The following is a 13199-nucleotide window of genomic DNA, read 5'->3' as shown; positions in this document are numbered from 1 at the left end:
TTCATGTCGCAAATTCTTAAAAATCAGGTCGGGAAATGGGGAGTGTTGTCTTTCGTGGTGTTGTCCCTGGCTACCGTCCTGCTCACCGGTTACACCCATAATCAGCCCAATATTTCATCGACGCCCGACTCGGTTCACCTTAATCCATTTGTAGAGCCTGGCTTTACTTATATTTCAACTTCTGTAGATGCCCGCAAGTTAGGCGCTGGCTTTCCGGCGGATAACCAGGCGGCACGTACATTGGCGTTACAACTGGGTGACAGTGCTTACGCCTGCTTTGATACCGACTTGCTAAGGTGGTCGGTGGCCTGGACCGGCAAATTTTTACCAATGGTTTTAATGGCCCAGGTCTCCTATAAAGACTTTTTTAATAAAAATAACGGCATAGCAAAAGTGACAGGCGAACCCAAAATCGCCACAGGCCCTTATGCGGGATGGACGGCAGGAAAGCCCGTTTTCAGAAACGGAAATGCGCTGATCGAACCTTCCTGGAAAGCATTACCCGCCGGGCAGGCCAGGTGGGGCGGTTCTTATGTATATGGTAATCAAGCCATATTGTCGTATTCGGTAGGTGATAGCAGGATATTTGAGATGCCGGGCAGTGCCAGATTCGGCGAACAGGTTGCGTTCACCAGGACAATCAGGGCGGAACAGGTTGCCGGAGATCTTTATATGACGGCGGCCGAGGTCTGCAACGCGACCAGCAGCGAGGTAAAGGGAAAAGTGGCTTATGTCTATCAGGGTATGAACAGGGATTCGGTAACGGCAATCGGGATCTCGGGGAAAGGCAACTGGCAGCCGGAGATTATGGAGGGCAGGTATCTGACAGTGAAAGTGCCCGCCGGCGCTAAGCAATCGGAAGCAATGGTTTTGATCTGGAAAGGCCCGGTTAAATCCATTAAAGCGTTTGAAAAACTTTGCCGCGAGAAACCCTTCGCCATGCCGGATTTTACGAAAGGAGGGCCGACGCTTTGGAAAGAAACCATTGTAACCAAAGGAAAGATTTCGCCCGACACGGCAGCTTTTGTTACCGACCAGGTTGAATTGCCGCTGGCTAATCCATGGAAACGGAACGTCAGGGTAGCTGATATCGCTTTTTTTGCAGATGGCCGGGCTGCGGTCGTCACCTTTGAGGGAGATGTGTGGACCATCGCGGGTATTGACAGGAAACTGGAAAATGTGAGATGGAGACGGTTCGCATCCGGGTTACACGAACCGATGAGTATCGAAGTCGTGAAAGACACAATTTACGTGTTCGACAGAAACGGTATTGTCAAACTGCACGATCTCAATCAGGACGGGAATGCGGATTATTATGAGAATTTTTCAAACGTCATGTCCCAATCCGCCGAGTCGCGAGAGTGGGCTGCCGATCTGGTGTACACGCCGGATGGAAGTTTTTATGTGGCCAAAGGAGGGAGCCTCAGCAATGGTCCGGGAATGACAGCCATGGCGTTTGGCAAAGGTTTCAGGACGGGCTCGGACCAAAACGGCACAATCCTGAAAATTTCGCCAGATGGGAGAAGGTTCGAAATGGTAGCGACGGGTTTACGTGGGCCATACCTGGGTTTTAATCCACAAACAGGAATCTTAACCGCTACCGACCAGCAAGGTAATTTTGTTCCGTCAACACCTATCTATATCATCAAAAAAGGAGATTACTATGGCGTAATCCCTACTGCGCACCGCTATGATAATCCCCCCGTAGCGCCCCCACTTACCTGGATCCCCCATAATGTCGACCGGTCGAGCCTGGGGCAGGCTTGGGTTACCGGCAATAAAATGGGCCCGTTGAGCGGTAGCCTTGTCCATTTTTCATTCGGTACCCCAGGGTTATTCCGGGTTTTGTTTGACAGTACCTCAAAGGTCATCCAAGGTGGGGTATCTTATATCAACGCCAACTATCCGGCACCCACTTCAAAAGGTGCCTTAAACCCCGCAGACGAACAATTGTATGTTGTCGGCTTTAACCTTTGGGGCTCTGCATCCACGGGCATCAGCGCTTTGCTGAGGTTACGCTATACCGGTAAGCCCAGCTACATGCCCAATCAGTTCCACGCTGGAAACCAAGGCATTATCGTTGGCTTCGACTCCGCATTGGACAAGGCTGCCACAGCAAATCCAGCTAACTTTGAGGTGAAAAGATATAACTACCAGAGAACGGAGGAATACGGGTCGGGCCATTTTAAACTGGACGGCAGCACGGGCGAAGAAACTTTGCCGGTAGCGGCTTCTTATTTGTCGGCCGACGGCAAGAAGGTTCTATTGCTCGTGCCCGACATGAAGGAGATCATGCAAATGGAGGTCGGTTACAGGATCATGGCCAAGGATGGTAGTAAAATGAACGACCACTTGTATTTTACGGTCAATAGTTCCGACGACCTTGATCTCAAAAAATACGGTTTTGGAAATGTTGACCTTGCGTTATTAACCGCGAAGAAAGCGGAAATGGCCGCACAGCCTGTCAAGCCAGAACTGGCCTCAGCGGAAAAGGGAAAAGAGATTTTCCAGAAAATGGCTTGCGCAGGTTGTCATTCCCCAGGAACGAAAACAGACGGGATGTACGGGCCGCCTTTCAAGAATTTGTATAAGTCACAAAGGGTCTTCGAAGATGGTACAAAAGTCGTGGCAGATGAAAATTACCTGCGCGAATCCATTTTAACGCCTTCCAAACGCATTGTAAAAGGCTATAATGAAGAAATGCCCTCGTTCGTCGGTGTGCTTTCCGATCCTGAAATTGAATCGGTGATCCTTTATATCAAATCGCTTTCGGGTAAATAGAACTCAGTTGGATCAGGTAAAGTCGTCCAGGCTGAACGGCAGTTTCCTGATCCGTTTCCCGGTCAGATCAAAAATCGCATTGCACAACGCCGGAGCAAACGGAGGTAGCCCGGGCTCGCCTACGCCGCAAGCCTTTTCATTGTTTTCAGCTATATGCACCTCGATTTCGGGGATACCCATGATCCGTGGCATAGGATAAGTATCGAAATTTTGCTGAACTGCTTTTCCATCTTTAAATGTCGTCTCGTGGGTAATGGCGGCTCCCAGTCCCATGACGACGCTGCCCTCTACCTGTGCTTTGATGATATCCGGATTCACATACCATCCGCAATCCATCACGGCAAACACTTTTTCGATTTTTACTTTCCCGTCGGGTTTGCGTTTGACTTTCACGACGTGCGCACAAAGGCCGGTGAAACATTCGGTCGCTGCTACGCCCCAGCCTTCATTTTTCTTTCTGTTCTTCCAATCGGTTACTGTTTCGATTTGCTCCAGTAAAGCGTAATAACGAGGATTTTTTAAATGATTTTTTCTGAATTGCAAAGGGTCCTTTCCCGCGGCGTGGGCGAGCTCGTCGATAAAACTTTCGCAGGCGAAACCATTTGTCGACGCATATACGGAGCGCCACCACATCACAGGAACGGGCGTTCGGGTACCGACACCGGCGAAGCTGTAATTCGGGATGGAATGATAATACGGTTCCAATAAGCCTTCTATCGATCCCTTGTTATATTCCATCGGGCCGGGAGCGCCATAGGGCTCAGGAGTCCATTCCTGACCAAGCCATTGCGTGGCCGTAACCGTTTGGAATGCGTGAATGTTACCATCATGATCCACCCCGCCTTTACATAGATAACTGGCACCCGGGCGGAAAGGCCCCTGGCTCATATCATCCTCACGCGTCCAGATCACCTGCACCGGCGCTTTGATCTCCCGGGAGATCAAAGCGGCCTCATGCGGATAATCGCTAAATGCTTTCCTGCCGAAGCCGCCGCCCAGAAACGTCATGTTCACCTTCACATTCTCAATCGGAATGCCCATGCGCTGGCTCAGGTCCGCCTGCGTGTAAACAGCTTCCTGCAACGGGCCCCAGATTTCGATGCTGTTTTCTTTTACATCTGCAATGCAATTGAGCGGTTCCATGCAGCTGTGCGATTGGTAGGGCGTTTCGTAAATCGCTTCAATCTTTTTGGCCGCATTTTTCAAGGCATCTTCAAACTGCTCGGAAGGGCCTGGTTTAAGCAGATTTTCATGCATTTGCTTGGTAAGCTCTGCCGAATCCGGGAAATCAAACCCGGTATCGTCCCACTCGACTCTCAGTGCTTTGCGTCCCTGCATCGCCGCCCAGGTGGAAGTTGCAACGACTGCCACGCCTTCGTAAAAACTGGCAAAGACCGCCCGTTGTACTTTAAAGACATGGGTAACCCCGGGAATTTTTTTTGTGTCCGTATCGTCGAAACTTTTGACTTTTCCCCTGAACCTGGGATTGCGTTCTACCACGGCATATCGCATGCCCGGCAGTTTTTTGTCCAATCCAAAAATAGCGGTACCATTGGTTTTGAGCGGAATGTCCTGCCGGGGCAGCGGCTTTCCGATGATCTTATAATCTTTTCTGAGCTTCAATGTCACATGCTCGGGTGGGGCGTAGCCCGAAGCGACTTCAACCAGCTCTCCATAACCCAGCTTTCTCCCCGAAGGCTTGTGAAATACCTGCGCGTTCTCAGCATAACATTCTGGGGCGGGCACATTCCATTTTTCTGCCGCTGCCCTGATCAGCATCTCGCGTCCGGAAGCTCCGATCCTTAAAAGCTGCTGGTACCATCCCCTGATCGAGAAGCTGCCTTCCTGCGGTTGGGGCCCATATTTTTTCGGATTTGCCGGAGCAAAAATGATATTTACGTGATCGAGGTCAACTTCCAGCTCCTCCGCAATGATCTGTGGCATCGCCTGGAAAGTACCCTGTCCCATTTCCGAACGGTGGCTCATAATCGTCACCTGACCCGATTGGCTGATCGAAATCCAGGAAATCAATTCCTTACCAATATCATTTCCTGTGCCTGCATTGATAATTTCAACAGCTCCTTTGCCAGCGGCCGGGAAGTATGCGGCCAGCGTCAAAGCGATACCCGAAATACCGGTCTGGCGGATGAATGTTCTGCGGGAGATGGCAGGATCTTGATTTTTCATGGCTAAATGGGTTTATTGACTTTTTGCAGCAGCTTTGATGGCTTTGCGTATCCGTGGATAAGTACCGCACCGGCATATGTTGCCGTTCATGGCAGCATCGATATCCTCGTCGGTTGGATTGGCATTGCTGGCCAGCAATGCTACTGCCGACATAATCTGCCCGCTCTGGCAATACCCGCACTGCGGTACCTGCTCGGCGATCCACGCCTTTTGAACAGGATGAGAATTATCTGTTGAGATGCCTTCAATCGTCGTAACCGGCTGGCCGCTCACCGCAGAAACCGGAAATGAGCACGATCGCACGGGCGCTCCGCTCAGGTGCACGGTACAGGCGCCGCATTGTGCGATACCGCAGCCGTATTTGGTTCCGGTAAGTCCGACCAAATCCCGGATCGCCCAAAGCAGCGGCATTTGCTCGTCGGCGATGACCGTATAGGGTTTACCGTTGATGTTTAGATCGTAAGATGGCATATTGGTTTTTCAGTTACTCATTATCTTTTCCAATTTAAAAAACATGATCAAACTCTCCGAATTCATTTGACGACCTGCTTGTGACAAATTATGAAATACCTTTTTTGACAGGTTTTTGAAATCGCCGGATTGACGCAGAATAATTGGGGTCCAACCGCCTGCTCATTGAAAAGTCTGTGAGCTTAGAAATTCTTGTAACTAGTCGGCCAGGTTATATCGGTCGCGAATTCAATTATTTCTATCGATATACGATCTGAATAATTCTATTTAAAACTGAAATTTTCTTAATCACAGAACACTATGCTGCACTTTTACATCCGTAGAGAATTCGTTTTAGTTGGTTTTCTGGCTCTCTTGATGAATGTGAGCAGCTTGGCTCAGGACCGTGTTTACCGGAAGTTCAATAGCCAGGAAGTAAGGGAGCTAACCCTCAAAAAGTATCCCGTTTATGCAGAAAATATAAAAGAACTAGAGGGTTTTATTGCTGATTTTGAAGGCAAAACAGATGATCAGCAGGTTTATCGGGTTCCGGTCGTCTTTCATATTCTGGTTTCGGACCCTCAGAAGAGGATGGACGAGGCACAGATCAAATACCAGCTGGAAGTACTGAACAAACATTTCGGGACCTACGAACAGGATAAGAAGGATTATACGAATGAAGCCATTGAAAAATTTGAGCCTTTGGGTGCTAATCCTTTGATACAGTTCTATATACCAGAAGATTTGGGAGGTGTTAAAGGCATTGACTTCGTTAATACAAGCAAGGAAATCTTCGGTATCGGCAATGAAATCCAGGATCCAAGATCGGGAGGAGTAGCGCCTTTTGATAGCAAAAAAGTAGTCAACATTTGGATCGGCGAATTGGATTGGTTTAACGCAGGTTACGCACATCTCCCAGGCGCACCGACTGATCTCGACGGTATTGTTATTGATACCGACTATTTCGCCAATAACAAAGACCTGACAAAGGCCTATTACAATCAGGGCAAAACATTGGTGCATCTGATGGGTACTTACCTGGGATTGTATGAGTTATGGAACGATCGCAATCCCTGCCAGGACGATCTGGTTGCAGATACACCTCCCCATGGAGGCCCTCATTACAAGATCAGCAAAGAAGCCAATCACGAAACCGTCACGCACTGTCAGGGGTACACGCTGGCAATGTACATGAACTTCATGGACAACAGCGACGACGAGTTCCTTACGCTGTTCACCAAAGGCCAGAAAACACGGATGCGTGCCATGCTTGCCGAAGGCGGTCCCCGGAGCGGACTGATCAAAAGGTAACGGCTGCCGATTCAAATGTTCAATCAATCAACCGGTCGTCGCATCGGCGTCCGCATACACACGCAAAAACTGCCCATATGAAAAAAGCTTTTATTTTTTGCGCACTCTTTGTCGTTTTTCTCCAAGGCCGGTCTTATGCCCAGCCGGTGAATAATTCCGTCAAGGATGCGGTAATGCCTCCGCCTAATGCAGCTAGCCTCGGGAAATATGGGGATATTCCGGTAGGCTACTATACGGGTGTCCAGAGTATTGGCATACCGATTTTCACCGCATCAGATGGGCCGGTTAAGTTGCCGGTCTCGCTGGCATACCATGCAGGCGGCCTGAAAGTGGGAGAGCTGGCTAGTTGGGTGGGGCTTGGCTGGTCGCTGCAAGCGGGCGGCGTGATTACCAGAACGGTGCAGGGGAAAGAAGATGAGCGTGCAGGAGGGTATTTTCATTCGGGTACCAATCTGGCCGTGGATGGCTTGGGATGCATATCGTCGGGACAGGATTACAACTATCAGAGTTTCAGAAGTGGTGCCGGTGATGCGGAACCAGACCTATTCTCGTTTTCGGTCGGCGAATACAATGGCAAGTTTTTCTTTGAGGCAGATCAAACCAATGATGGTGTTGTGAACCCCAAGATTGTTCTTGTCCCCAGGCAGGATATCCGCATTGACTACGAACTGGACGGAACAACGGCAAATATTGCCAGGCTGAGAGCATTTACGATTACTACTCCCGACGGCACCAGATACCAGTTCGGGAACATCGACAACAGCGCCAATGCCAAGGGAATTGAACTGACGCGGACAAACCCGGCGAACAGTTTGATGGCCAGCAGCTGGTATCTCAGGAAAATTTCCTCAGCCGACAATAACTATACGATTAACCTGGATTATGTGCAGGAAAAATACCGGTATGGGTTCAGGGCAGGATTTTCGCTTGGATACCAGAGCACACCGGTAAACGGATACCGCGAAAATGCCAATTATGTGGAAGGCTGGCGACTAAGCAGCATTACCACGCCCACCTCGACGATCACATTCAACGCCGGCAATAACCGCGAAGACCTGGATAACCGGGATTTCAATGACAACGCGTCCCCCAACCCCGCAAAAGTATTGCAAAGCATACAGGTTCAGTCGGGTACTTTCTGCAAAAAATTCGAACTTTCTCAAAGTTATTATGTGGATGCATCGGTATTAAAAACAGGTAATGATAATGAAGATAAACGCTTGAAATTGAGTGGGATTCAAGAGAAATCTTGCGATGGGCTGGTAACGGTTAACCCATATTTATTTCAATACTATGAAGACCCGGCCACCGTGACATTTCTGCCAAGCCGGCTGTCTTCTGCCACGGACCATTGGGGTTTTTACAACAAAGCCAGCGGCAACACCATTGCCGGGTTGAACATCCCCGCCACCCGTTTACAGTTCCTGAATGAATTTGGGGAACAAATGGACATCGTCAAAGGAACGTCCAACCGTGAAACCAGCGAGGAGCCGATGAAACTGGGGACTTTGAAGGAAATGACCTATCCAACAGGTGGTTCCACAACATTTGATTATGAGGCGAATACCTATTTTGGGTCAAGACAAGTCAACACTTTCAGCGCCTCGCCCGATACCCTCGATGCCTCCTGGCCATTAGGCCAGTGCGTAGCCGGCTTTCCTGTGTTGATGAAAACGCTGGTCCAAACTTTCAATGATCCCGACGCTGCTTACTATAAATGGGAGTCGATCGGTGCCAAGGCGGTACAGATGAACTGTACCAATGGGACGAGCCTGGAAATCAGGGTTTATAACAATACTACCAATGCGCTGATCAAAACCGTGAGCACGGCGGTAAGTACCAATGACAATGACAGCGGAAACGATGTCCCGCTCGTGAAGGAAGGCGTTTTGGGAAAGCTGATTCCCGGTATTCCGCCAGGTGTGCCCGTCCGTTTTGAGGTTTGGGGCAAGAACGTGGCTTCGAGATTGTCGTTCAGCATATTCTCATCTGTAAAAGTGACGGACAATATCAAAGTCGGTGGCCTCCGGATCAAAAAAGTGACCAGTAATGACGGCGTCTCTGTGGCCAACGATGTGGTTAAAAGCTATGGTTACTTTGATCCTTTATCGAACCCCGCTCAGTCCAGCGGGATTTTATACAATGATCCGGTTTACGGGCATGTTTTTAAAGCCTGCATAGATCCTGCATTATGCCAGTTTTCTGTCGATCCGGCGATGCCTTGTTCCGGGAGCAGCAAGCTGTATGTTTATGATTTCTTTTTTGAAAACCCGGTTGTCCCGCTGGGTTCGTTTGAGGGTAATCATTTAGGCTATTCGACTGTCAAAGAGTCTTTTGACGGGGCGGGTACAGGTTATTACAACCTTTACCAATACATCAACATGCCTTCGCCGGGGTTTACCGGGCTGCCAGTAAGTCCTGCGCAGCCCCGGATTTCTTCGGGCCAGCTGATTGCTAAAAGGCAGAGAACCGCAAATAACGCGGACGTCGCATATGATCTGCAATATGAAAAAACGCCCGAGCCTGCGCAGTTGGGCCAGGGAACCTATGCGAAGTTCAACACTTATTTCCGGGGCGGCGACCCCGCTAACGCCATTACGATCTGGAAAAGCTACACCATTTATACCCGTCCTTTCCGGTACCAGAAAGTCGAAACTTTTCGCGACGGGCAACTGGTCACCATTGACAAGCAATACAACGGCATCAATCATCTGCAGCTTACCAGGGAAACCCTGACTAACTCCGACGGCAAGGCAACTGAAACAGAATATAAATATCCGGCCGATCTGGCTGACATCTCTCCCGATCAGAAAAGTACGTTTGCAAATCTGAACCTGCTGGTCCCTTTGGAAATCAATGTCAAAGTAGGCGGCACGCAGGTAAAGGGTTCCAAAACGGAGTTTGCATTCTTCGACAATGTTTCCGGCGCGTTTGCGAGTGCCGGCGTTTCCAGCCCTTCCGCCTTCATACGGCCCTATCAGTTCAAAAATTACGAAGGGGCCGCCTGGGTGCAGAAAGGACAGATCGACAGCTACCATGGTATTGGCTCGGCGACCGGAAGGGCGGGCTTGCCCAAACAATTCACCAAAAGTGGCTGGCTGGCCGAAACTTACGAATGGAATGCTGCGGGACTGATCAAAAAGCGACAATTCAGCAATTTCAGCTGGCAATACGAATATGTGGCGGGTACCGGCCTGGTCAGCAAAATAACGAATCCAGACGGACAGTTTACGGAATACACCTATGATAAACTCATGCGGCTGTGGCAGATGAAGGCCCGTGCGAACAATGTGGTCACCACGTACGCCTATACCTATCCGACAGTCAATGGTGCGGGGACAATTACAGCATTGGGCAACGTGAAAACCAGTACCGTTTACACCGCCGTAGCGGGAAGCGGCCTTGGAACGCAGGAGACCTTCCAGTATTTCGACGGATTGGGGCGCAGCATTGAAACGGTTTATAAAGGCAAAGCCACAGCGGGCAAAGACCAGGTAGCAGCTCATGCTTATGATAATCAGGGGCGGATTTTCAAGAGCTTTGAACCTTTTGCCAGCACCGTTTCCGACGGCAGTTACCAGGTGCCCGGCGCCAATCCATTTACGTTAACGGAATATGAGAGTAACCCGCTCGGCCGCGTCTGGAAAGTTACGCCTCCGGCATGGTTTGCGGAGGTGAACAGTTATGGGGCCAATGCGGGAAGCGACGCCGTGCTGAACTATCACTTTGCAACCGGCACGTCGTCCAATTTTGCGGACAACCTGCTGTCAAAAACAACACTGGCGGACGGCAATGGTAATAAGACGATCAGCTTTACCGATAAAAAGGGCCGTCTCCTGCTCAGCCGCAAAGCCGATGCCGGCGAGGGCAACAGGGCTGATACATATTACGTGTATGATGATAAAGACCGGCTGGTGCGGGTGATCCCCCCGGGCGCAGGCTGGAACGATGCCGAACTGGTATTTACCTACCAATATACCAACAATGACCTGATCAGCCAGAAAAAGGTACCTGGCAAGGCATATGAGGTTTTTGAATACAATAGCCGTGACCTGCCGGTCAAATACCAGGACCCCATTCTGCGCGCCAACAGCAATCGCTGGATGGGAAGCAAATATGACGACTATGGAAGGCTGACCGAAAAAGGCGTTTATGCCAGCGGCAGCGGTGATGGCATTGTGCTTGCCAATCAAATCATCGGAAACGTTTACGGAGCGAGCGGCATAGAGATCGACAAACTGAAAACCAGCAAGGTGCAGGCATTCACCGTGGCCGATCCGGTGGTCACTCCGGCGGCTGCAAATGCGGTGCTGCAGACCACATTTGCTTACGACGCCTATGGCAGGGTCAGTACTACTACCGGTAATAACCATACCAACATTGGTGCGCTTAATGCCGAAAGCGTGACCTATGGCTATGACCACGGCGATCACATCCTGACCGAAACACGGGCGAGTGTCAGCGGCGCGGGAACAGTCAATGTCGTTAATTCGCGTGTATTTGACGCTTGGGGCCGGCTCATTCAAACGAGCCAGAACCTGAACAATGAGGGCGACAAGGTCATCAGCCAACTTTCTTATACCGACAAAGACCAGCTAAGCTGGAAGAAGCTGGGGAACGGGCTGCAACAGATTGACTACGGCTACCTGACCAACGGACTGCTATCTAATATCAACGGAACGGTGCCATGGAACGGCAGCACTTTTCCGCTCAGCAATATGCTGACAAACTTCAATACGCCGACATTCTCGGGCAATAATAATGGCGACCTGTTCCGGGAGGTGCTGGAATACAATACTTTAACGCCAGGTCTGTTCGGCACGGTCCAGCAAAGCGGGAACATTGGTCAAATGATCTGGCAGGTGCGGGGCCGTGCCACGCAGGCCTATGGCTTTACTTATGATTACCTGGACAGGCTCACCCAGTCCCGTTATTCCAATTATACTGCCGCGAACACCATTGATCCCGTCAATTACTACGGCGAATCTCAGACTTTTGACATCCGCGGAAATGTCACCAGCATTACCCGTAATGGGTTGATCAAAGGTGCCGCCAAATATACCGCTGGCACGGTGGATAACCAGACGCTGGTCATCCCGGCGGGAGGGAATTTGACCACCCAAAGCAATGGCGTCAGCAGCGTTCCGGCGGCGCACGTTGCTTTGGATGCGCCGCATAACCATTTGAACCTGCCTTCGAAGTTCGATTTTGGATCGAACAATACGATTGAATTCCTATACGACGGATTGGGAAATAAGCTTCGCAAAACGGTCAAGACTAACAATGCGATCACACTCACGCAGGATTACCTGGACGGCATCGAGCTGAAAAACAACAAGGTGGACGCCGTCTACAATGAGGAAGGCCGTGCATTCAACACAGCCGCGGCCGGGCAGACTTACCGGTACGAATTTGCCTTGCGCGACCACCTGGGAAATACCAGGGTCGTGTTCACCGACAAAGGCGCCGCCGGAATCCAGGACGACACGGAGATACTCGGCGAAACCCATTATTACCCATTCGGAAAGGCATTTGATGGGGCCTGGTACAATGATGCCACGGCTTCAAAGTATCGGTATCTTTACAATGCAAAGGAGTTGAATGATGAGTTTGATTTAAACTTTTACGATTTCGGGGCAAGGTGGTTTGATCCCGTGTTGGGGAGTTGGTGGGAGGTGGATCCGGCTAGCGAGGGGAACCGGCGTTGGAGTCCTTATGCTTATGGTAATGCGAATCCGGTACGGTTTATTGATCCGGATGGTAAAATGACCAAGGATGAGTTGATGAGTTGGTATAGGACTCATGAAATCAGCAATTTTGGTAATCAGGCTACCGGATTTCTAGGAATCCCTGCCCAACATGGAAATGAGCCCACCCAAAATGGTGGTAATTCCTTTGATGAAGGTTTGCAACGAGAATATCTACAAAATGCAAATACAATAGCTGGATCAGACGATAAAGAAAACAATGGAGAAGCTACTATTTATATTGAGACTGATGGCATTGGGCATGTTTATGTAGAAATTAATGGCACTGTGTTTTCGTACGGTAGATACAACGGCAGTTATTCGCCAGCCTCTGGAAGATTTGGCCCCATAGGCAACGGGGTTCTATTAAAGAAAGAAGGTGAGGATGCTAAACAATTCATCAAAGAAAGGACAGAAAAGTACCCGACAAAGTCGTATAAAATTAGCGTGAATGCGGGACAGGCGTATTCTTATATGAATGGCCTATATAATTCTGGGAGAGCTATTAGCTCAAATGGAGATAGTTATTCCAATACAGGGAGAGTTATCGATACTTACTATTTGTTCGGAAGAAATTGTTCGACTTTTGTTTGTCAAGGTCTTAACTCAGGAGGTGCAAGATTAGGTAACTATGAGACTCCATCAACGCTTAATTTTTACTTAAAAAATATTGAATCAATTAAGCATGGATATAATCCAGCGCTATGGGGGCCAAAACAATAA

General features: G+C 49.6%; 5 protein-coding genes. 3 read left to right on the top strand and 2 right to left on the bottom strand.

Features of this window, described 5'->3' with window-relative positions; all coding sequences use genetic code 11:
* Positions 1 to 3 precede the first annotated feature (3 nt).
* Entirely contained in the window at positions 4 to 2781 is a 2778-nt protein-coding gene (locus AC1XUF_RS07605) for a DUF6797 domain-containing protein (RefSeq protein WP_483341079.1), read from the top strand.
* A gap of 12 nt (positions 2782 to 2793) precedes the next feature.
* Here AC1XUF_RS07605 and AC1XUF_RS07600 read toward each other — a convergent pair whose 3' ends face one another.
* Together AC1XUF_RS07600 and AC1XUF_RS07595 are read right to left on the bottom strand one after the other, a co-directional pair.
* A complete protein-coding gene (locus AC1XUF_RS07600) occupies positions 2794 to 4968 on the bottom strand; it encodes a xanthine dehydrogenase family protein molybdopterin-binding subunit (RefSeq protein ID WP_483341078.1) in 2175 nt (724 codons plus the stop codon).
* 12 nt (positions 4969 to 4980) lie between these two features.
* Complete coding sequence (locus tag AC1XUF_RS07595) at positions 4981 to 5439, bottom strand: (2Fe-2S)-binding protein (protein ID WP_483341077.1); 459 nt, start codon at positions 5437 to 5439, stop codon at positions 4981 to 4983.
* A gap of 300 nt (positions 5440 to 5739) precedes the next feature.
* Between AC1XUF_RS07595 and AC1XUF_RS07590 the strand changes: the two genes are divergently transcribed.
* Both AC1XUF_RS07590 and AC1XUF_RS07585 read left to right on the top strand, forming a co-directional pair.
* Positions 5740 to 6729 carry a M43 family zinc metalloprotease gene (locus tag AC1XUF_RS07590; protein ID WP_483341076.1) on the top strand — a complete coding sequence of 330 codons (990 nt, stop codon included), beginning with the start codon at positions 5740 to 5742 and terminating at the stop codon, positions 6727 to 6729.
* Positions 6730 to 6806: 77 nt separating this feature from the next.
* Positions 6807 to 13199, top strand: a complete 6393-nt coding sequence (locus AC1XUF_RS07585; protein ID WP_483341075.1) for an RHS repeat domain-containing protein — start codon at positions 6807 to 6809, stop codon at positions 13197 to 13199.

It is taken from the genome of Dyadobacter sp. HNCC25DJ185, from assembly GCF_056895195.1.
This window is presented reverse-complemented; position numbering and strand designations above follow the sequence as displayed.

What these genes read in the sequence shown, in the direction of transcription:
- AC1XUF_RS07605 (WP_483341079.1), top strand. Translation starts at nt 4, where the DNA reads ATGTCGCAAATTCTTAAAAATCAGGTCGGGAAATGGGGAGTGTTGTCT.
- AC1XUF_RS07600 (WP_483341078.1), bottom strand. Translation starts at nt 4,968, where the DNA reads ATGAAAAATCAAGATCCTGCCATCTCCCGCAGAACATTCATCCGCCAG.
- AC1XUF_RS07595 (WP_483341077.1), bottom strand. Translation starts at nt 5,439, where the DNA reads ATGCCATCTTACGATCTAAACATCAACGGTAAACCCTATACGGTCATC.
- AC1XUF_RS07590 (WP_483341076.1), top strand. Translation starts at nt 5,740, where the DNA reads ATGCTGCACTTTTACATCCGTAGAGAATTCGTTTTAGTTGGTTTTCTG.
- AC1XUF_RS07585 (WP_483341075.1), top strand. Translation starts at nt 6,807, where the DNA reads ATGAAAAAAGCTTTTATTTTTTGCGCACTCTTTGTCGTTTTTCTCCAA.